This is a genomic window from Schaalia suimastitidis DSM 15538, from assembly GCF_000429105.1.
In the GTDB taxonomy this organism is placed as follows: Bacteria; Actinomycetota; Actinomycetes; order Actinomycetales; family Actinomycetaceae; genus Pauljensenia; species Pauljensenia suimastitidis.
Genome location: NZ_AUBF01000011.1, coordinates 76,402 through 97,242, shown reverse-complemented (window position 1 = coordinate 97,242; position 20,841 = coordinate 76,402). Strand labels below are relative to the sequence as shown.

At 57.2% G+C, this 20,841-nt stretch carries 16 protein-coding genes and 1 riboswitch; of the genes, 3 read left to right on the top strand and 13 right to left on the bottom strand.

What is annotated here, in order from left to right:
* Positions 1-241: 241 nt before the first annotated feature.
* Positions 242-1,702, top strand: coding sequence for a sugar transferase (locus G438_RS11100; protein WP_051259353.1), 1,461 nt, complete (start codon positions 242-244; stop codon positions 1,700-1,702).
* Positions 1,703-1,929: 227 nt separating this feature from the next.
* Here G438_RS11100 and G438_RS11095 read toward each other — a convergent pair whose 3' ends face one another.
* The 3 genes from G438_RS11095 to G438_RS0105985 form a co-directional block, all read right to left on the bottom strand.
* The gene (locus tag G438_RS11095) at positions 1,930-2,646 is read right to left on the bottom strand and encodes a WecB/TagA/CpsF family glycosyltransferase (protein WP_034285422.1); all 717 of its coding nucleotides are present in this window, start codon (positions 2,644-2,646) and stop codon (positions 1,930-1,932) included.
* A 40-nt stretch (positions 2,647-2,686) separates the two neighbouring features.
* Entirely contained in the window at positions 2,687-5,569 is a 2,883-nt protein-coding gene (locus G438_RS11090) for a fibrinogen-like YCDxxxxGGGW domain-containing protein (protein WP_051259352.1), read from the bottom strand.
* 79 nt (positions 5,570-5,648) lie between these two features.
* The gene (locus G438_RS0105985) at positions 5,649-7,148 is read right to left on the bottom strand and encodes an oligosaccharide flippase family protein (protein ID WP_026460550.1); all 1,500 of its coding nucleotides are present in this window, start codon (positions 7,146-7,148) and stop codon (positions 5,649-5,651) included.
* A 61-nt stretch (positions 7,149-7,209) separates the two neighbouring features.
* Between G438_RS0105985 and G438_RS0105980 the strand changes: the two genes are divergently transcribed.
* Positions 7,210-7,815 carry a hypothetical protein gene (locus G438_RS0105980; protein WP_026460549.1) on the top strand — a complete coding sequence of 202 codons (606 nt, stop codon included), beginning with the start codon at positions 7,210-7,212 and terminating at the stop codon, positions 7,813-7,815.
* On the opposite strand, the gene G438_RS11085 is transcribed toward G438_RS0105980, so the two are convergent.
* From G438_RS11085 to G438_RS0105930, 10 genes are all read right to left on the bottom strand, one after another.
* A complete protein-coding gene (locus G438_RS11085) occupies positions 7,778-9,121 on the bottom strand; it encodes an O-antigen ligase family protein (RefSeq protein ID WP_051259351.1) in 1,344 nt (447 codons plus the stop codon). The genes G438_RS0105980 and G438_RS11085 overlap by 38 nt on opposite strands.
* Positions 9,118-10,461 (bottom strand): glycosyltransferase family 2 protein, encoded by a 1,344-nt coding sequence (locus tag G438_RS11080; RefSeq protein ID WP_240471005.1) that lies wholly within the window; start codon positions 10,459-10,461, stop codon positions 9,118-9,120. The genes G438_RS11085 and G438_RS11080 overlap by 4 nt, the downstream gene beginning before the upstream one ends.
* A gap of 55 nt (positions 10,462-10,516) precedes the next feature.
* The gene (locus tag G438_RS0105965) at positions 10,517-11,740 is read right to left on the bottom strand and encodes a YveK family protein (protein ID WP_026460548.1); all 1,224 of its coding nucleotides are present in this window, start codon (positions 11,738-11,740) and stop codon (positions 10,517-10,519) included.
* Between the two features lie 11 nt (positions 11,741-11,751).
* Positions 11,752-12,666, bottom strand: coding sequence for a glycosyltransferase family 2 protein (locus G438_RS11075; protein WP_034285419.1), 915 nt, complete (start codon positions 12,664-12,666; stop codon positions 11,752-11,754).
* A 4-nt stretch (positions 12,667-12,670) separates the two neighbouring features.
* The gene (locus tag G438_RS0105955) at positions 12,671-13,417 is read right to left on the bottom strand and encodes a CDP-alcohol phosphatidyltransferase family protein (RefSeq protein ID WP_026460547.1); all 747 of its coding nucleotides are present in this window, start codon (positions 13,415-13,417) and stop codon (positions 12,671-12,673) included.
* Positions 13,414-13,905 (bottom strand): FAD synthase family protein, encoded by a 492-nt coding sequence (locus G438_RS0105950; RefSeq protein ID WP_034285416.1) that lies wholly within the window; start codon positions 13,903-13,905, stop codon positions 13,414-13,416. Before G438_RS0105950 ends, G438_RS0105955 begins: the two co-directional genes overlap by 4 nt.
* A 328-nt stretch (positions 13,906-14,233) precedes the next feature.
* Complete coding sequence (locus tag G438_RS0105945; protein ID WP_026460545.1) at positions 14,234-15,136, bottom strand: bifunctional methylenetetrahydrofolate dehydrogenase/methenyltetrahydrofolate cyclohydrolase; 903 nt, start codon at positions 15,134-15,136, stop codon at positions 14,234-14,236.
* Entirely contained in the window at positions 15,133-16,422 is a 1,290-nt protein-coding gene (gene glyA, locus G438_RS0105940) for a serine hydroxymethyltransferase (RefSeq protein ID WP_026460544.1), read from the bottom strand. Before glyA ends, G438_RS0105945 begins: the two co-directional genes overlap by 4 nt.
* A gap of 62 nt (positions 16,423-16,484) precedes the next feature.
* A riboswitch (ZMP/ZTP riboswitch) is annotated at positions 16,485-16,570 on the bottom strand.
* A 96-nt stretch (positions 16,571-16,666) separates the two neighbouring features.
* On the bottom strand, positions 16,667-17,533 hold the full coding sequence (purU, locus tag G438_RS0105935) for a formyltetrahydrofolate deformylase (RefSeq protein WP_026460543.1): 867 nt from the start codon (positions 17,531-17,533) through the stop codon (positions 16,667-16,669).
* 223 nt (positions 17,534-17,756) lie between these two features.
* Positions 17,757-18,746 (bottom strand): malate dehydrogenase, encoded by a 990-nt coding sequence (locus tag G438_RS0105930; protein WP_026460542.1) that lies wholly within the window; start codon positions 18,744-18,746, stop codon positions 17,757-17,759.
* Positions 18,747-19,013: 267 nt separating this feature from the next.
* Between G438_RS0105930 and G438_RS11070 the strand changes: the two genes are divergently transcribed.
* Positions 19,014-20,636 (top strand): alpha/beta hydrolase, encoded by a 1,623-nt coding sequence (locus G438_RS11070; RefSeq protein WP_051259349.1) that lies wholly within the window; start codon positions 19,014-19,016, stop codon positions 20,634-20,636.
* Positions 20,637-20,841: the final 205 nt, after the last annotated feature.

The following is a 20,841-nucleotide window of genomic DNA, read 5'->3' as shown; positions in this document are numbered from 1 at the left end:
AAAATCACCCTAACATGGTGAGGAATTTCTGTACCAGCAGTCGTTTCGGCGCCCCACCTGTGCACATAATATATTGAGCCTATTTATTGGCTGGAACACTAAGATGCGGAGTAAACTTTAGTCTGATATTTCTGTTCTTCTCCCACTTACACTTATCCGCTCCCTTGTTCTGAACTGGAAGGACGTTCGCCAGTTGCATTCTCCCGCACGCCATCGCGGAAGCCCACGACCGACGCCAAAAATGTGGACTCCACGTCGAGGGGCACCTGTAGGCACGCTACTACTGGCGGATACAACGCTGATCGGTATCTGGCTTGCGATCCACATTGGCCCGCCTGCACTGAAGTATCACGTCGATGCAGCCCCAAGCGTTATCGAACTTATACATGACCTGGGCACAAGCACGCAGTTTTCAGCGTATCTTCTTGGCCTTACCGTCTGGTTTCTTGCGTTACTTCTGTGCGGAACGTGCGAAGGACGAGAAGTTGCCTCACCCTTCTCGTCGCCACGCTACTTTATTTTGCTCGCCGTCACCGTGTTTGCTTTTTTCCACGCTGCACACACCCTGTTCCCAGCGATAGCGGACACGCCGCCGCACACCTTTCTCGGTATTCCACTACTTATTGTGGCGCTGACTCATATATGGGCGCGTTTCCGACACCGCCGCATACGTGCACGTATCACGCGGGCAATGCTACTTGCACCGGAAGCTCTCCTGTTGCCCTTAAGTAACCACATCAGCCAGTACGGGCGTTCCCTTGGTGTCACTGTCGTTGGCGTCATGGGTTGGGATGATCACATACCACTGCTGACCACGTCGCTATCCGATCGCTTTGACGAAATTGCTAACGCGATGCGTGACTGTGGTGCCACAGTACTGCTCCTCAGTCCTTCTGCGCTGAGCGCACTCAGCGATCTTCAAGATCTGAGGTGGCAGTTGGAAAATGAGGGATTCCGCCTTGATGTTGTCCTTGAACCCACCTGTTTAGGTGCCTCGCTACTGGATATTGAGTCAGCGCCTGGTATCGCCGTTATTGCGACTAACGCACGAAAGGACACGCTCCTCCAAGCCTTTATCAAACGTAGCTTTGATCTGTGCGTTTCCTCCATTCTTATTGTGCTCCTCACCCCGCTGTGGCTCTACCTTATTGTGGCGATTCGCCGCGATGACAATGGCCCCGCGTTCTTCCTTCAGGAACGTGTGGGTCGAGGCGGTCGCACCTTCCCGATGGTGAAGTTCCGTACCATGGTGATTGATGCAGAGGCGCGCCTTCAGGAGCTACGGGCACAGGAAGAGGCGCGGCGCAGCACCCCCTTTGTTGACGATGACGATCCCGATACCGGTGTTTTATTTAAGCTTAAGAATGATCCTCGAATTACCCGCATGGGACATTTCCTGCGCCGCACCAGTATCGACGAATTACCTCAGCTATTCAATGTGTGGTGGGGTCATATGTCGCTGGTGGGGCCACGCCCACCACTGCCACGCGAGGTGGAACAGTATTTGCCGCGCGTGATGCGTAAATTCAATGTACGCCCCGGCATGACGGGACTATGGCAAGTATCTGGGCGCTCCGACCTGTCGTGGGCAGAATCTGTACGGCTCGACTTGCACTACGTTGAAAATCGGTCATTCCGCTTTGATTTGAAGATCCTGTTCAAGACCTTCAAAGCTGTTCTCCAACAAGATGGCGCCTACTGACGCCCTTGCCGCACCACATCAATGCGCGAACAATCCGCTCGGTCCTGGCAATGCACACCTCGCCAATGCGCACGTACTCCAGCATCGCCTCGTCAAGATGTGGGCTGCCCTGCCTGGCGGCCCTAGCTCTCCGACGCACCGACGCACCGACGCACCGACGCACCGACGCACCGACGCACCGACGCACCGACGCACCGACGCACCGACGCACCGACGCACCGACGCCACTATCGATCTGGGTGGCGGCGGGTGTCAATACCTAGCGGCGTGTAAGCGCCAAGCCCACTCAAGCGCTGTATCAGGCGGGGCGCCTGGCTGATAAAAGCTGCCGCTTCAACCGTATATCGGCCAATGAGGCGGCGCGGTTCATGGGCAATACGCCACGCCCAGCCCAGACGTAAACGGTGAATAATCGGCGGAAAATACATTTCTTTCGCCGCGAATTGATCAATCCACCCGCCTGCCGTACATACCGCGGCGTGGGGCACATGTTCCGCGCATTCCTTGGCTACTTCTTCTTGAAGTCCTGCGCCAAGTCCAACAATGATCAAACGTGGCTTTGTCCGTATTAAGGCCGTGGGATCAGCACGTAAGGCTTTCAGTTCGTCATATCCATCGACAGCCAGCACAGGCCGCGGGGCGAGGCGGACAGCAGCACGCTGGGCAACGCCGGGTGCTGCACCAATTAACGCCACGGGAGCATCGCTTTCAATGACGTGGCCGAGAACTAAAGGCAGCACAAGATCTGCTGAGGAACGTTCGACGTCATGGCCGCACCTATGCAACATCAACTGTAGAAGCGTGCCGTCAAAACCAATGAAATCCATGCGCGCAAGTGCCGACCAGTCGGCATGTAGCAGGGACCAATGATTAAGCCACGTCGAGGTGGTACCTGGCTCAGCTACGAGGCGAGCAACCTCCAGGAGAGGGTCATTGTCAGACACAGTCTATCCTTTCGGCTGCTCGCCATCATAGCTTGACACGTTACTGGGGTCCTGCCACCAATGTCGCCCAGAAGCTCGTATTCGGGCTGGAACGGTAGTTCAGATGTGTTTCCACTGTAATGACATTCGTTCCGTCGCGCAGCAATTCAGCAGGTATGACCACTGTCGTCGGTGCCGCTGTGGCTGCAGTCGTGTTGATCGCCTGGTTGGCACGCGTCTGGTGACCGACATTGCCGACGGGCATGCGTTCACGTGAGACTTCTTGCCCGTTGACGTACACCACCGCACCGTCATCAGCCACATAGGTCAAGGTATGCTTTCGTGATGCCTCAGTGGTGAAGGTCTGCCGATAGTACGTCGTGATGGGTCGTTGAGCCACATCACCGGTAGGCAGAGACGTGGTGATGACTGAGTTACCATAGCCGAGCGGCGCAGGCCCCTTCGCCCATGATGTGTCATCAAATGCGACATCCTTCCACATGGAATCCACAGCAGTGTCACTGTACCAGTAATTCCACGTCGATCCCTTTTCAATGACGGTACGTTCGCTGTCGTCTTGGGGCTCACTCGGCTCTGGTGTATCCCCACCCGGTTCCTCTACTGCCGGGGCATCACTTGGTGTGGCAACACTGGTAGAGGCACCGATATTGCCTGCTTCGTCAACTGCGCGCACAAAGTAGCGTCCGTCGCCGCCCGCCTGCACGGTGGCACGAGGCTCAGTGACGGTAGCGATTACACGATCGTCGCGTAGTACGTGATAGGCCGAGGCACCGTCAACGCCGCGCCAGGAAAGTTCATGTGTGCCGTTACCGGTGTCACGAACTATGAGCGCTGTGGGCGTATCCGGAGCAGTGCGGTCTTGCGCGGGGTAGCGAACCCAACCACCATTCCATTGGTCAGCACCGTTGATGGTGCGAGAACCAAAGTAGTCACCACCAATCCATAGTGCACCGTCATCGGCAACATGGAGTGCCCATGCACCCGCATTGTGGCTTCGAAGCAGGTATGGGGTCCACGAGTACTGGGCGCCCGTTTGTGCGTCCCATGCACCGACCGATTGAATTTGGGTTGCTTTCTTCCAATTTGTGCCTGGGTCAGGGAAGGAGTAGGAGTTTTCGTAGGCGAATTCAAAGCAGTGGCAGCCTGCGTACACGACATTTCCATCAGTGGCGCTCGCCTGAAAGTCGCCACCGTTACTCATCGTGATGGCGCTTGAGACGCGCTGCATGGCCTGTGGTGTATGCCCTTGGATGGAGTGTTGGGCACCGCCAACGAAGACAAGTTTGCCACTGTCGGTCACCGTCTGCTGGTAGGTGCCGGTGTACGGGTCGCTGGGTATAAAGGTCCAGTTGACTGCTAGCGGCGCACCTGGATCCGTCGAGATCGCTGCTGCTTTAAAGGCATTGTTTTTCGCTGATTTGGTGAAATATCCAGCGGCGTAAAAGCGTCCCGACCCGGACTTGATATCAAGGTCCATGAGCGTGCCATTGAACTCAGGATTCCAGTTGCGGTCCGGTTTTCCTGCAAGATCAACGCGGGCTGCGGCACGCCCATAGACATTGTTGGCTCCTTTACCAGAAAGGTGGGTGAATGAGCCTCCCAGGTACACTTTGTCATCAGCCAGCCCTAGTGCACGGACACTCACCACTCCTCCGCTTGAGCGAAGACGGTTCGATACCTGCAAATCCCAACTCGATACCGTTGAACCATCAACAGGGTTTAGCAAGACGGTACCAACGTGAGATTCTCCGTTCACCATAGTGAAATCGCCTGCCGCTAAAAGATTCCCATCGGGCATCGCCAGAAGGGCCTTCACTTGGTTGTTGAAGGTGGCATTAAAGGCAGGTATCCACTCCCCTGTGGTGGAGTCAAATGCTGCGAGTGCTGTGCGTGACTCGGGCGTTCCTCCTTTACCGCGCTGCACTCCGGTGAAGTTTCCGCCAACAAACATCGTGGTACCGATTTGCGCGAAGGCCTGAACAGGAGCGTTGCCTTCTCTTGTGCGACCGTTGAGATTTCCCACAACACCCCAGTTGGTGCGGCTTGCACGATCACTGACGGTGGCTTCCTCAACGACCTTGGCTGGACTCCCCTGGTCACTGATGGCGGTAAATCCCGAGGTGGAGGTCACCATGGGACGCAGGTAGACCTCGGCAAATGGATAGACTGGGCTGTTGTTACGCCATAGATAAGAGGTCGACGAACTCGATCCTCCATTGAACCACGACCCATACGCGAAACCACGCAGATGGATTTTCCTGAGCGTGCTGCCCATATTGACACGCTCAAGATTCGAGTTGTAGTGCCACGCTGAGGAGACTCCGAACTCTTCATTGAGACGCGCCCCTGAGTACCAGCGGCCGTTATCAAAGCGGTATTGGGCTGTTCCAAAGGAGTTGAACGGCCATACCCATTCGCGCATATTTGATGGGCGTATGTCGACTTTCTGCCAACTGGTTCCTGCAGCATTTGTTGCTCGCACCACGCGGATACCATCGCTGAGGTCATGTACGGCAGTCCCACCAAGAAGTCCATTAATGGTTTTTTCACTGTGTTGAACCGTCGCAAAAGCTTGCGGTGTACGGTCACGTTTCTGCAGTTGCGCAGGGTCGCCGACACCGTGACGTTCAATATCCCATTTTTCACGGCCCCGGCCAATGAGTACCCAGCCACCCCCATCGGTGGTTTGGTCGCAGAAGAACTGTTCTGGCTTATCCATGGTAGAGGTAAGCAGCCAGTAGGTGCCGTCAGGTGACGAGGGATTATTCCGTTTAATTTCCCAGCATGATGCCGCTGCTGTTGCTTCACTAAGTCCGTCGCGTTGGACGGGGGCAGCTGTGGACTGCGGCGTAAGAGCTACGACCGAGGTGACGAGGAGCCCCAAGGCAGCGGCAGATACCGTAATTTTATGACGGATCGACATGATACTCCGTTAATTATCCGCGGATGGATACCGAAAAATTATTGTGACATCCCACTCTAGCGCCTCCACCAGCGCTTCGCTATGTTGCTGATGGGCCAACATTGCGCCTTTGCCGAAGATTATTCAGGTGCAAACCCTTGCGTCCTACCCACACAGCCACAGCAAATAGAACAACACAAGTAGCTGTGGCCAGCACAAATGCACGATACCCCTGTCCGAATGCCGCCTCGATAAGCAGTGCAGGCGCCGCTACCGTCAGCCCCACCACCGTAAGTGGTTTCACAAAAACTATGGGCTTGAGTGATACCCCAATGAAATGCCGCACCTCAACACTGGCAAGTACCGCGTCAACGACCATACACAACACCCATGTGATGGCAGCACCCGCCGTGCCCATCCGAGGTATCAGTAAGAGATTGCCACCCACATTGAGAACAAGAACCACGACTTTATTGAGCGCTGCCCACATACTATGCCCACTCATAATGAGCAACGTGTGGATATTTCCAGCGAGGAAGGTGACACTCACACCGATCGACAAAAGTACAAGAACAGGCGCACCGGAGGCAAAGTCGTCACCCAATATCATCATCATCGTGGGCGCAAAAATTGCCATCAGCACATATATTGGCGTGGCAAAAAGAATCAACCACATAGTGGTGGTCGTATGAAGCGCCACAATTTCACTGGTTTTCTTGCGATGCACCAAAGCCGATAGACGCGGAGAGACAACAACCCTTAGCGCCGTGTCAACAACCATACCCGCTTGTATAAACCGGCTGGCGCCACCATAGATACCGGCCGCAGCATTGCCGGCCAATGTGCCCACTATGAGAATGTCAAGCCACAGAATTGCTTGCTCCAGCCCTGCAGCCAACGTGCGCGGGGCTGCGAAAGCCAAAGTTGCCAGACGCTGCTTCTTTGGCGGGAATAGACCCGGAGCTTGCTCGAAGGCTTTCATGCGTCGCATAAGCATCGCCACAGACACCGCGAATACGACCAAAAAAGGGAACGCCCACGCGAAGCTCACACTGACGATACTTCCCACTGTCCCGATAGCAAATGCCACCAGCAATGGGCGCAGCAGCGGCAAAGCGATATTTTGTGTGAGGACGTACTCTTTCATCCCTCCCAAGGCACGCAGTGCAGCTGAGGAGAGTAGCAAAAGTGCCCCTGCAGGTAGAAAGAAAACCACTGTGCGGATCGCATGCACCAACTCCCCCTGATTGGCACCCCACACATAAGGGGCAGCAATGTAGAGCACGGCACCAACGACGCCGCTAAGAACACCGGCGAGTGTCGCCATATACAGCAGGTGATGTCGGATAAGTTCAGGGGTGTCAATTTTTAGACGCGGCAGTAAAAATATGGCCGTTGAATCCATGCCGAGTTTCGACAAGGCCAAGACAACAGAAAACACTGCTGTCGCTTGCATGACGATGCCGGCGTCTTCGCTGCCCATTAGGCGTGTGAGGAGCAATGTCAGGATGAAGCCAAGGACCGCGCTTGTGGCTGCACCCAAAAAGCCGACAATGCCTCCTCGAGCCATCGTGGCGCGCGAGTTGACTTTTTCCGCCATCGCTTCTACCTTCCGACCTAAGTAATATTTTCTGATAAACCATTGTGTTGAAGGAGCCTTTGTGCACCGCGTCCTCAGTTATTTTCGTCGCCCGCGCGTTCTACTGGCCATTATCGTCGCCTGTGTCATCGCCGCTGTCGCCATTGCAATATTTGTCGTCCAGCGCGGCGCACAAACACCGTCATCAACAAACGACACTGTAGCCACGCCACAGCAGAGCACACCCGGTAGCCCAGGAACCGCCTCGCCAATACCTAACGAGGCGCAGCCACCTTCGGGTGAGGAGGCAACAGCGGTCCTGACGGGCGCATTTGATGCGATCTCCGCTGACCTGGCCACCCCAGAAACAGCGTCACAAGCCAGCAGCCACCTGGGCGGCAACGCCTTGGAATCGCACCAAGCCCTTGTTGAACAATGGTCGAATGAGGGCTTGCACCAGGAAGGCAAACCCAGCCTCGTGCAGGCAGACCTTATTGAAGGTGGCGACTCGCGCCAGCTCTGGTCTGTATGTGTGGATACCTCGCAGGTGCGGGTGTTAGACGAAAACGGTGTGCCAATGGCCGCACCCGAAATGCCGCAGCGCACGCGTTTTGTGGTCACCCTTGAAAAGCTTGACGGAACATGGAAACTCACTGACGAAACCTTCGCCGAGGATCCGCAATGTTAGTCGCGCACACCTCAATGCGGTCACCCCGAAATAACAGCGCAACTGCCAGCAGAGATACCATCAGCCCTGTCATCATCCCGTAGTAGAACGATTCGACAAGGGTGGCCAAGATGATGCCGCCAAGAACCGCACCCAAAAGGTCAAGACGGTTCACGGCATAAGCGAAAGCGATGACGAAAAAACCAACAAATAGCAGCGCACCACCAACACCATAAGAGAAAAGCACCGTCCACAACTGCCCTTGGGTACCCAATGCTGGCAGCCAATATTCGGTGGCAGGACGCGGGGCACCGTAGCCAATCAGAGGCGATTTAGCGAGTTCCTCAACGGTACCTGCATATAGCGCCAAGCGATCCGATGTTGATTGAGTGGTGGCCAGACGATACGACAATTCGGCACCTGCCGACGAGAACCACCATACGAGGCCCGCCGACGCGACGACGGCAACACCTGCGAGGGTTTCCTTCCACCTGCCGACACGCAGCATCTGGAAACCCACCCAGACCGCGACAACACCTAGGCCGATATACATTCCCCGGTTCATCGTATTGACCGCTGGAATAACTGATGCTGCGATGACCGCAGCAACTACCCAACGCCACCGCGAGCGCCGCACCCATTCCATGCGCAGGTGTAGGAGCGACAGTGGCAACACCAGCGAATACACGTTGCCCCAGGTGTTGGTGTACAGGAAGGGGGCTGAAGGACGAGGCTCCTGCACGATCCACGAATTCGGGTTCCACTGCGTCATCCTCCGCAGTGCAATATCGCGCACAAGGTCGTTACTCAGCAGGTTTTTCGGCAGGATATACGACAGCGGTGTGTGAAGTACGTATTCGGGAAAGGCCATCGCAAGGTAGCCGCCGATGGTCATACAGGCCAGGAATGCAGTCATGGCAACGAATATGCGTCGTAAAGGTAAGCTATGACGCGCGTTGTACACGTGAAGCGCCAGGATGCCAGCGGCAAGGAAGAAAGCAAAACGGTAGATGGCGCCGATCAGGCGCCCTGAGGTGTCAACCATCACCAGGGAAACCAGCACCCAGAAGAGGAATAGTGCCCACAGAATACCGATGCGTGGGCTGCTCATGCCGCGTTGTCCCGGCCAGAAGATAACCGCACATCCTGCTGCGAGGAGCCACGCGATATCGCCAAATCCCACCGCCCACCACACGATGAAGAACGCGAAGGGGGCCATCACAGGCCATGCAGGTAGACGCGTAACCTTCAGGCCACGCGCTGGACGTAGCGCGTTCAAGCGACGTGTACGCGCCGCGCTACCAGCAGGCAGGTGTTGCCGTGTCACCTGTGCCTCCGCCTGCAATGGGACGAGGTTCGGCCCCGACGAGCAACTGATCTCAGGTACAGTAACGGTCCTTCAAGGAACCCTTTGATCTCAGCGATGGTGAGACTTCGCGGCACATCCGATGTGGTACCGGATACGCGGGCAGAACCAGGGGCGAGGCGCCGTGCAACCGCGGGGATACGCGCAGCAAGGCTGATTGCCATATGAGGATGAGGTAGGAGTGTCTTCGTCAGCAATGCAGCTGTGCCTGACCCATTGCCTCGGATTTGCAGGGTGAGGCCCTCTTCGTCGCGTCGGTGCCGGTGGTGAACGATGGCGTCAGGGGTGTGAACAATGGCCCAGCCGCCTGCCAGCAACCGAGCGAAGATATCTAGGTCTTCTCCACCTCGTGTGAGAGTACCTGCTCCTAATGCGGTGTCGAATGGACCGACGTCGGCCAATGTGCTTGCTCGAAAGGCCATCGACACGCCTGCGCCTACGCGGGCGGTGGTCACTGGGAATAGGGGGCCGCCGACGCCTCGTTCCCCAAAGGCGTCAAGGTACGGATCCTCGCCACCGAGCCACCAGAGGCGTGGACTCATCTCTTTGGGGAATCCTCCGCGCGATTCGAACCACCGTTGTGCGCGATACGTGAGTTCAAGGGGAAGGGGTGTGCCAGTGGTCGCACCGATCCGGTGTGCGGTATCAACGGCAAATGGTTCAATCATGGCTCGCAGCCACATGGGGTCTGCCAGTGCGTCATCGTCAGTGAAGACAAGGACCTCGCCTTTGGCGGCAAGGACACCACGATTGCGCGCCCACGACAGACCAGGATGAGTCTGGGCAACGATACGCAGGCGCGGGTCATTGACAGCGGCGAGTGCGTCCAAGGTAGCACCTGTATGTGGTGCATTGTCGACGACGATAAGGTCAACATCCACATCACGTTGCTCAAGGATTGATTGAACAGCTGCGGCGAGTAGGTCTGAGCTGCCGGTGGTGCAGAGAATGACTGTTGCTGATGGCAGCGTAGTCACGCCATCCCAGTGTCGCTTCCTTCGTTTGTGTACCAGCGCCGTCGCATTCTCGTGGGTCGCGATGGACGAGGCGCTCGGGCCTGAAGTCTGCTCGCATTCCTTGCCTGTCCCATCGGTGTGGTCCTCTTGGGGCGAGGCGCCGTGAACCTGCGCTGCTACCTGGCCATTGCCACACGCCATATAGTGGCTAAGGTGCACTTCAAGGTCATGGGTAGTGGTGTCAATAAGATCGATGGTGCGCGCGCCGTCACGAAGAAGGATCAGCGCATGCGGATCAGTAAGTGTCCCCGCAATGACGGTATGGTGGGCGGTGTGTACGTCCACGTGAGCGATGTAGGTGCCTTCTGTGTGCGCAGCGGGCCCGCAAGTGGCGCCCACCTCAGACTTCTTCCGTTGATGTATCAGCAGCTAAAGTGAGTTCCTTTGCTGAGGAACGCGGAATAAAGAATGCACCGGTTAATTCACACCCGCTTAAGTCCACTTGGTCAACCAGCTGCACGACATCGTTCTTACGGCTTCGTGCGCTCGGCGCAATAGCCACCTGTTGTACATCCGCAAGCTCACGTAACAAGTCAGCACGGGAACCATCCAGGTCTAGGACACGCAGGTGCACATCCGGGTGAAGGTCTGACTGGGCGGCACTGAGGGCACTTACCAACAATGGTGCCTCTGGTTCTGAGGAAGCAATAAGTAGCGCCAAAACGCCTTTTTCTTTGGCTATGAGTGTTGCCATGCGGGCCGCACCGAACCAGCGGAGCTGCCCATAGTCGGCCTCGTCCGGTGACCACACGGGGGCCGCCACTACATGGGCAAGGTGCCGCGGATTGTGAATACGTTGATCGGTACGTTCACGTATCAGTGCCAACGCCAAGCCCACGAAGACACCTGCCCCCAACGCCACAAGCAGATATTTCTTCTTTGATGGGCCTTTTACGACGTCCACCGTCGAATCGGGCGTGATAATCCGCCCGGTGGGTGCGTCAAGGCCCACCAGGGCGGCACGACGTGAATTCAACGACGATATTGATGCCAACAAGCTTTCTCGCGACGCAGCCCCCTCCGCGGTGCCACTGACAACAGCGGCTAACTGCACTTCACGCAGCGCGATTTCTTCGTCCAAGGATTGTGCGATGGCACTGGCTCGTTCAAGGACAAGGTCGCCGCGCACTGCCAGGTAGGCCTGCGCGATAGCGCCACTGATACGCCGCGCTGTCTCAGGGTCTTTCGCTGTCCACGTCACCATAATAACGACAGCACCAGAATTGGTTTCAATACCCACCTTGCTAGCGATTTCTTCCGCACTGACTTCACCGCCCAAGAGTTGGGAGGCCCGGCTTCCAGTTTCGCCGGAACGCACCAAGGCAATTTCTGTGGCCATGTCGATTGCGGAGTTGGCCGATCGGGAGGAGGACGCAGGTTCAACACCAACGATGGCTAACTCTACTGCTGTGCGCGCCGTGTAATGCGGCCCTGCGATAGCCAACCATCCAGCAACGAGGAGGGGCACACATAGCGCCGAGGCGAGGATCGTCTTCCAGCGTGTGGCAAGGATCCGGGCCACTACCTGCGGCCCATCTTGTGGGGGGAGGGTGAGGATATTCAATGAATGGTCCTTCAGTTGTTGGCACCTGAGTCGTTCGGTTGTTGGTGTGTGGCCCACGCGATACGCTGCCTGTAGCGGCGGCGCACCAAGCGGCCATGAAACCCGGGGATTGCATCCAGGGCAGGGCCGACGTGTGTGGTAAATCGGTCCATTTCTGTTATTCGCTGGTCCCCACTCATTGCAGCAATAGCAACGAGGCGTTTCAATGGTACGCCAACTGTGTGTTCTGTATAAGCAGCATAGGCCTGTGCCTGTGCTTGGCTGGCCCACGATTGGCTGCGCCACGTTTTGGATGCGGTCACTTGGCCTGGGTGCATTCGATACAGTAATCCCCATGAGGCCAAGCGTCGCAGCTTCATGTCGAGTGTCGCGGCCCGTAGCCACAAATCGTAGTCTTCGGCGGGTACGGTGCGATAGCCACCAAGACGATGCTGCAGCGCATCTCGGGTCGCCAACATGGTTGGGTGACACACGGGGTTTGTGATCAGTAATTCCAGACGTAGTGCTTCTGGCGTAATTTCGAGCGGCGGGTAGGGTCGCGGCAAGCCGCTACCAAAACGGATCATCTGGCTAAAGACGAAGTCATCGCCTCCCGCTATCGCTTTCAGTCCTGCACGAAAGCGTCCCGGTAGCGTAATGTCATCAGCATCCATCCTTGCCACCAGACGTGAATCGGAGGCGTTCAACATTTCGTTGAGAGCAGTGGCTACCCCTTGTGGTGTTTGGTGGGAAAGGATCCGCAAATTGCCTGCACGTCCGCACTGCTGTGCGGCATCGGCTGCACGCTGAGCAGTGTCGTCAGTGGAGCCGTCGTCAAGGATAATGATTTCACTGTCAATTGGTAGCGCCCGAAAGGTAGAGGTGATGGCGGCACCTATTGTGGCGCGGGCGTTAAGTGCTGGAATTAGAACGGAGATATCAGGCATGACACTATTTGTCGGCGCCTCGTGCTGCCTGGTCTAGGTTGCGCAAATCTTTGTACCGTCGGCTTAGGGACAGCGCGCAATGGGCCACGGCAAGTACGGCAAGCACCGCATATACCGGCACAAATATGTTGGTCAGGCCCCAAAGGGCGAATGACCAACAGAGGGTGCCTGGGTCGGTGGGTAACAGCAGGAAAGAGGTGAGCGTTTTGCCGCGCCGCTGTGCGCGTCCCGCTCCTTTCACGAAGGCTTCCGCAAGGATTTGGCTGAGGAATTGCCCACTGGTCACCAGTGCATACGCCAAGGCAACAATGGCAAACCACCATAGGTGTGGCGCGTGGATCATTACTGAAACCGCCAAAGTCAGGTGGATCGCGGGGGATCGGAATGCGTCAACAACGTGGTCGATCCACTCCCCTGTTTTTGACGAGGCACCGGTGAGGCGCGCAAGTTGCCCGTCCGCGGAGTCAAAGAGGTAGCCCAACGCCAGTAGCGTGCCGACAGGTAGTCCCGACCACCAGGTGTGCGGCAAGACTACAAGGAAAACCATGCCACTGAGCGATAAGAGGAAGGAAAGGGCTGTCACGTGATTCGGACTCCACCCGCTTGCTGCACCTGCGGCAGCAACTAGGCGTGCGCCTCGTCGATTCACCCAACGCGTGTAGGCAGGCACCCCATCGCCTGGTTTCTGTGCCTGATCCAATTGACGACGATACGCACCAAAGCGCGCCCCCCAACTTGGCGCTGTGCTCACAGGAGTCCTCCCTGAGGTGCAGAGTCACCAAACTCGGCGTTGACTTCATCGGCTGACAGGAAGCGACGCAGCATGGTGGACGAGGTGGACTGCGTGTACGGCAGGTACACGACCTCGGCGCCGACCTCGGCAAGTTCTGCTTCTAGGCGTCGGCCTTTTTCGGTGTTTTTCCAGTCGTCGCCTTTAAAGAGCACATCAAAAGGTTGAAGGCGCCACGCGAGACGTTTGTCTTGGTCAAGGTCCACAACCACCGCATCAACAATGCGTAACGAGGCGAGTAAATCGCAGCGCTCCCGCAGTGGGATTACTGGTTTGCGACCCTTCATTCGTTCAAGTGATTCATCGGTGGCGACACCCACAATCAGGCGGTCGCAACGCTCGCGTGCAGCTCGAAGGATATTGATATGTCCAACGTGGAGCATATCGAAGCCACCTGGAACATATCCGGTGATACGGCGCACCTTTTCGGTGGTGAGAGGACCTGTCATACGTTAACCGTGGCGGAAACGAGGCCAATTGTCAAAGTATCACGACCTAAGATACAGCCATATCACAGCATAGGGTATGGCGGTCCTCCCACGATCACGCCTTTCACAGTGCCTTTTGTCCCTGCCATGCACCCAAGCACTGCGACGCTTTACACATTCCCGGTAACTGTCATGCTGTGAGATCCAGGCGCGGTACCGCACCTTTCTCGTCCGCCGCCAAAGCCCGCACGTGGACGGCTTGCGGGGAACAGGACATGACACGGTCCTATTCCCCGCATTGCGCCGCACGTTGAGCTGCATACAGTACCTTCTACTGTGCGCCGCACCTTCAGTTGTGCGCGATACGCTCCGCTGCCTCGACCACATTGGTCACCAGTAACGCGCGGGTCATCGGGCCGACCCCACCAGGATTAGGCGACAGCCATGATGCCACCTCATCAACCCCGTCGGCGACGTCACCGTGGAGACGAGCCTTGCCACTGGCCTCGTCAATCACACGGCACACCCCCACGTCGAGGACTACAGCGCCAGGTTTGACCATGTCCGCAGTGATGAGCCCCGCAGAACCGGCAGCTGCCACCACAATATCTGCGGCCGCCACCTTCGCAGGCAGATCCACCGTACCTGTGTGACAAAGCGTCACCGTGGCATTTACCGCGCGTCGTGTCAGTAGCAACCCAATGGATCGCCCCACGGTGACGCCACGTCCGACAACACAGATATCTTTACCAGCCAAAGTGATGCCGTGGCGCTCCATCAATTCAATGACAGCACGAGGCGTACAGGGCAATGGCGAATCAATCTGCTCATTACCTCGCAATACCAGGCGACCAAGGTTCGTCGGATGCAGTCCGTCGGCATCTTTAGCTGGGTCAATACGTTCAAGTACCGCATTAGTGTCAATGCCACGTGGCAGCGGCAATTGCACGATGTATCCTGTGCATGCCGGATCAGCGTTGAGACGGTCAATGGCCGCCTCGATATCTGCCTGCGTAGCATCTTCAGGGAGGTCTACGCGAATGGATTCAATACCGACTTCAGCGCAGTCACGGTGTTTACCTGCCACGTAGGCCACCGACCCTGGGTCCTGACCAACGAGAACTGTGCCAAGGCCCGGCACAACGCTGCGCTCCCGTAAGGCTGCGACACGCTGGGCAAGCTCAGCCTTGATGGCAGCAGCTGTTGCGGTGCCGTCAAGGACTTGAGCAGCCCCATTCCACGGTGCCCTCACTGGCCAAGCCCAACGTAAAGAGGATGCTTATCTGTCAGGCGCGTAACGCGACCACGCAACGCATCAACGTCCACTGCTGCGCCGGAGGCACCCTGGACCAGGGTCGTCGCGATAATGTCGGCCACCTCAGCGAAGTCATCGGCATCAAAACCGCGGGTAGCCAGTGCTGGCGTGCCGATACGCAGACCCGATGTGACCATCGCTGGGCGCGGGTCGAAAGGCACCGCGTTGCGGTTCACGGTGATACCTACAGTATGCAGCAGGTCTTCAGCGGCCTTGCCGTCGAGGTTGGATGCAACAAGGTCAACGAGGACCAGGTGAACATCAGTGCCGCCCGTGACGAGTTTAATGCCGGCAGCCTGTGCGTCAGCAGCTCCGAGACGTTCTGCCAGAAGCTGTGCACCTTCAAGCGTGCGGCGCTGTCGGTCTTTGAATTCGTCACTTTGAGCAACCTTCATGGCAATAGCCTTGGCAGCGATGGCATGCATGAGCGGACCACCTTGTTGGCCGGGGAATACCGCGGAGTTCAGTTTCTTGCCCCACTGCTCGCCACGCGAGGACAGGATCATGCCTGAACGTGGACCACCCAGGGTCTTGTGGACAGTGGTGGTGACCACGTCGGCATACGGTACTGGGTTTGGGTGCAGGCCGGCTGCAACGAGTCCTGCAAAGTGGGCCATATCAACCCACAGGGCAGCTCCCACCTCGTCAGCAATATCGCGGAATGCTTGGAAATCAAGGTGACGCGGGTAGGCCGACCAGCCAGCAATAATGACACTGGGTCGCTCACGCAGCGCTACCTCGCGCACTGCTTCTGGTTCGATGCGCATTGTGGTGCGATCGACCTCGTAGGCAACCGCATTGTAGTTTTTTCCGGAGAAATTCAGCCGCATACCGTGGGTGAGGTGTCCGCCGTGGGCAAGGGAGAGGCCAAGGATAGTGTCGCCAACATTGGCCATTGCCATCAGTGCGGCGGCATTCGCCTGTGCACCCGCGTGGGGCTGGACGTTGACGTAGTCGCCGCCAAATACTGCTTTTGCGCGCTCAATGGCAAGGTTTTCGGCCACGTCGACGTATTCGCACCCGCCGTAGTAGCGGCGGCTTGGGTAGCCTTCGGCGTATTTATTCGTCAGGACGCTACCTTGCGCTTCGAGCACTGCGCGCGGCACGAAGTTTTCCGAGGCGATCATTTCAAGGGTGGTGCGTTGACGGTGAAGCTCTTGGTCGAGGACCGCCGCAATTTCAGGGTCGAGTTGCGCCAAAGTGAGGTCGTTGAGGGAATCCATTCGGGTCTCCATCTGTGCTCATAAGTGTCCGTGCTGCCTACAAGACATTGGTGCCTTGCGTGGGCTTCGGCCCAGGCGGGCGGCCGATCGTTGCCCCTGTATCGCTCCCCGGTGGTCACCCACCTGTGCGCCAGTCACGACAGGACAAGCCTAACGCACCTTGCGTCACTGCGGTACGCCTCGCCCACTGCCGCCTCGGCCCGGTCAAGTGCTAGGAAGTGCGCCTCGGCCCGTGTAAGCGTCGTTAACGGGAAAAGACGACGGTACGCGAACCGTCCATAAGGACCCGATGCTCCGTATGCCACCGCACCGCTTGGGCCAGCACACGGCGTTCGACGTCTTGACCTAATGCGACCATATCCGGGGTGGAGTCGGCGTGGGTGACACGTGCGACATCTTGTTCAATAATTGGACCTTCGTCAAGGTCGGGTGTGACATAGTGCGCGGTCGCGCCAATGAGTTTGACGCCTCGTTCGTGGGCTTGTGCATAGGGGCGCGCACCCTTGAAACTGGGGAGGAAGGAGTGGTGGATATTAATGATGCGTCCAGCCATACGCGTGCACAGTTGCTCCGAAATAATCTGCATGTATCGGGCCAGGACAACGAGCTCGACGTTTTCCGCGGTAATGAGGTCAAGGAGACGCTGTTCGGCCTCCGCTTTGGTGTCTTTGGTGACGGGTACCAGAAGGAAAGGAACCCCGTAGAACTGGGCAACTGGCGCGAGATCCGGGTGATTACCAACCACTGCGACCACGTCAATAGGCAGTCCCTGGGTACGTTGGCGGTACAGGAGATCCTGGAGACAATGTCCTTCACGTGACACCATAATGACTGTGCGCAGTGCACGCCCAAGAAGGTCAACATTCCACGTCGCGTTGAAGCGTTGTGCAACCTTTTCTAACCCTTCTTCAACGGGTGCACGCCCCACTGGCGAATCCACTTCAACACGCATGAAGAATAGGCCTGAGTCTGGGTCGCCAAACTGTTGGGACTGAATGATATTGCACCCATTGGCTTGCATGACGCCCGTAACTGCATGCACGATACCGGGCTGGTCGGGGCACGACAGGGTGACAATGAGCTTGGTGCGGGCGTTGGTCGTTTCAGTCATGACAAAAGGGTACGCAACCTGCCCACTATTCGCGTAACCGTCCACCAAGGCAGACTCGGCACAGCAGGTGCGCATGCGAGACACCGGGCGCGGCCTTAAACAACACTTTGGCCGCCACCATAGGTGACGGCCAAAGTTCCACGAAAGAGACAACAGACCACAATCACTTGATCGAAGTGACTGAGGTGCTGTTTAGCGCCTCATAAACACGGCGAAGTTGGGTTCACTTGAGGAAACCCAGGGCCTTCACTGCGTCGTATTCTTCCTGCAGGGCAGCGATATTGTGGTCGATACCTGCGCGGGAGCCTTCAGAAATTTCCAGTCCTTCGACAACCTTCCAGTCTCCACCATCGGAGGTGACAGGGAAGCCGAAGCACAGTCCGGCAGGCACACCATAGTGGGTGCCGTCCGACATGATAGCCGAGGTGGTCCACTCTCCTGCGGGAGTTCCCTGCACCCAGTCACGCATGTGGTCGATAGCCGAGGAGGCTGCCGAGGCGGCGGAGGAAGCGCCGCGGGCTTCGATGATGGCAGCGCCACGCTTGGCAACGACCGGCCGGAAGTTGGGAGCAAGCCATGCTTCATCGACGAGTTCGGTAGCTGGCGTGCCACCAACGGTAGCCCACGAAACGTCCGGGTATTGGTCAGCTGAGTGGTTACCCCACACGACGATATTCTTAATATCGGCCACAGGTGCGCCTGTCTTCTTCGCAAGCTGCGAGATCGCACGATTGTGGTCGAGGCGCATCATTGCGGTGAAGCGTGATGCGGGAACATCGGGGGCGGCTGCTGCAGCAATGGTGGCGTTGGTGTTAGCAGGGTTGCCCACCACAAGCACGCGAATATCGTCAGCTGCGCCGGCATTGATAGCGGCGCCTTGTGGTCCGAAAATACCCGCATTGGCTTCAAGCAGATCTGCGCGTTCCATACCTGCGCGGCGCGGCATTGCGCCTACCAGGAAAGCCGCATTTGCACCTTCAAAGGCTGGGGTGGCATCGGTGAAGATATCAACGCCCGCGAGCAATGGGAAAGCGCAGTCGTCGAGTTCCATGGCGGTACCTTCAGCTGCCTTCGCCCCCTGTGGGATTTCCAAAAGGTTGAGCTTGACAGGGACATCCGGCCCAAAGACAGCACCGGAGGCGATGCGGAAGAGAAGGGCGTAACCGATATTGCCAGCGGCGCCGGTGACGGTAACGATACGGGGGTTGGCCATAGTTGACTGCTCCTTTGTCACGGGTGTGGCACCTTGGGTGGCGCCACTGCGCCCGGAGCTTCTCCGGGCCTCCAGGGATAAGCCTACGGGGTGCGAACTGCCCTTGCCTATGTCTCCGGTCCCATATGGACGACCCCTAGGTAATTTTCAGAGATTTTCCAGAAACCTACGTCAAACTAGTTACCACTTGCTCAGTAACCAATGTGGCGAATATTCGAAACAACACGGCCTGAGCAACACGATATACACACCATAGAAAGGAACCTCGTGCTCGATCGTACGACTTTAACGCCGCCAACGCGCCACGGACGACGATTAGCTGTACTGGCTGCCGCCTCGGCAATCGCCATGGGCCTAGCCGCATGTTCACCGGCAACACTAATCCCCGGTGCAACAAGTACCACCACATCGACCCCCTCCAGCGCAGCCAACACGGCGCTCAATGCCGCGTGGCAGCACGACAATTTCCGCAGCTTCTACGATCAACAGATTAACTGGGGAACCTGCAACGAAAGCCACGGCCTCACCAAAGACCTTGCCGCTGCTCTTGACGAAGCGCAGATAGATTACTCCGCATTTGAATGCGCAAAAGTCAAAGCCCCGATGAATTGGGCTGACCCTTCCGATACGCGGACCATTGAATTGGCCATCAACCGTATTCGCGCCACCGGCGACCCTCAGAAGGCGAAGCCACTATTTGGCAACCCTGGCGGCCCTGGGGTTGGTGGTGTCCAACACACCTTCTCACTTATCGCTTCCCCTGAGTTGGATAAGGTGCGGCACGCCTACGACCTTTGGGGCTTTGATCCACGAGGCGTTGGCGCCTCTACGCCACTCAAGTGCGAACAAGACTCCGATAATGCGGCAGTCCTCATCGCCGATTGCGCAGGCAAACATGAACTAAGCCACTACATGGGCACGTCGCAGGTCGCTCGCGATATGGAACTGTTACGTGCACTCAGTGGCAGTGACCGCCTCCACTACCTTGGGTATTCATACGGAACGGTACTGGGCGCCACCTACGCCACTCTATTCCCAGAAAAAGCCGGCCGCATGGTCCTTGACTCTGCTGAAAACGCCCAATGGGCCTCGCTGATCCACAGCTTCGACCAGCAGGTGGCTGTCACCAAGGCAGTGATGGAACTGGCAAAAGCCTGCCCGACCACAGTCCTCGAGGACGGACAACCTGTTCAGTGTCCCTTCACCAACGAAGAGGAAGTGCTCACACTCAAACAAAGCCTTGACGCCACGCCGTGGAAAGCAGGCGACGGCAGCACTATTGACGGACGTGCTCTCAGGGACTACCTCACGTCCTCTCTGTACCAACCAGCGATACAAGCCACCACGCTTGACAACATTGGCAAAGCTAAAGCTGGCAGCCAGGAAGCTATCGACGCCATTGCAACGGAAATCGCCAATGGTGGTGCTTCAGTTGACACAGTTGGGCAGATCACCCTGTGTCACTCAAGCCCTAAGACACCTGACGTGCCAGCTCTGATCGAACACATGAAGAAGGTAGGTGTACCAGCATTCGTGGGTGGTCCAGAGCTCAGCGATGACGTGCTGCGTGAATTCGTTAACCTTGACTGCTCGGTGCTGAAAGAAGCAGGCGAAGACTTCACCACCGCATTTGATGCCTCGAAGGTAGAAACACCGCTCCTGGTCGTTGGAATTACCAAGGATCACGCCACACCGTATCAACATGCAAAAACCTTGACGAAGGAGCTTGGCAAGGCTTCACTGCTGACCCTTGAAGGGGATGGTCATGGTGCCTCCTACTCTGGGAAGTCACGCTGCGTTGACACGGCAGTTGATGACTACCTTCTCAACGGCACTGTTCCCCAAGAAGGCACCGTGTGCACGCAAGATGCTCCTTCCGGCGCAATTTAGGTTCGAAGCGCCACGGAGCTTCAAGGCATCCACAGCACCTGGCAGCACAGATCACGAGGCGATGTGCCTCGTAGCTGAGATGGCAGCGTAGATGCCGAACAGTGCACGTATAGCCGAGTGTGGGTCCATCGCTATTGCGATGGACCCACACTCATTACCGCAAGTATGAAACTCAACGAATGCCACGTGAAAGTGGATGCAGCAG

What these genes read in the sequence shown, in the direction of transcription:
- G438_RS11090 (WP_051259352.1), bottom strand. Translation starts at nt 5,569, where the DNA reads ATGTCGATCCGTCATAAAATTACGGTATCTGCCGCTGCCTTGGGGCTC.
- purU (WP_026460543.1), bottom strand. Translation starts at nt 17,533, where the DNA reads ATGACTGAAACGACCAACGCCCGCACCAAGCTCATTGTCACCCTGTCG.
- glyA (WP_026460544.1), bottom strand. Translation starts at nt 16,422, where the DNA reads ATGGATTCCCTCAACGACCTCACTTTGGCGCAACTCGACCCTGAAATT.
- G438_RS0105930 (WP_026460542.1), bottom strand. Translation starts at nt 18,746, where the DNA reads ATGGCCAACCCCCGTATCGTTACCGTCACCGGCGCCGCTGGCAATATC.
- G438_RS11100 (WP_051259353.1), top strand. Translation starts at nt 242, where the DNA reads ATGTGGACTCCACGTCGAGGGGCACCTGTAGGCACGCTACTACTGGCG.
- G438_RS0105950 (WP_034285416.1), bottom strand. Translation starts at nt 13,905, where the DNA reads ATGACAGGTCCTCTCACCACCGAAAAGGTGCGCCGTATCACCGGATAT.
- G438_RS0105985 (WP_026460550.1), bottom strand. Translation starts at nt 7,148, where the DNA reads ATGGCGGAAAAAGTCAACTCGCGCGCCACGATGGCTCGAGGAGGCATT.
- G438_RS11075 (WP_034285419.1), bottom strand. Translation starts at nt 12,666, where the DNA reads ATGCCTGATATCTCCGTTCTAATTCCAGCACTTAACGCCCGCGCCACA.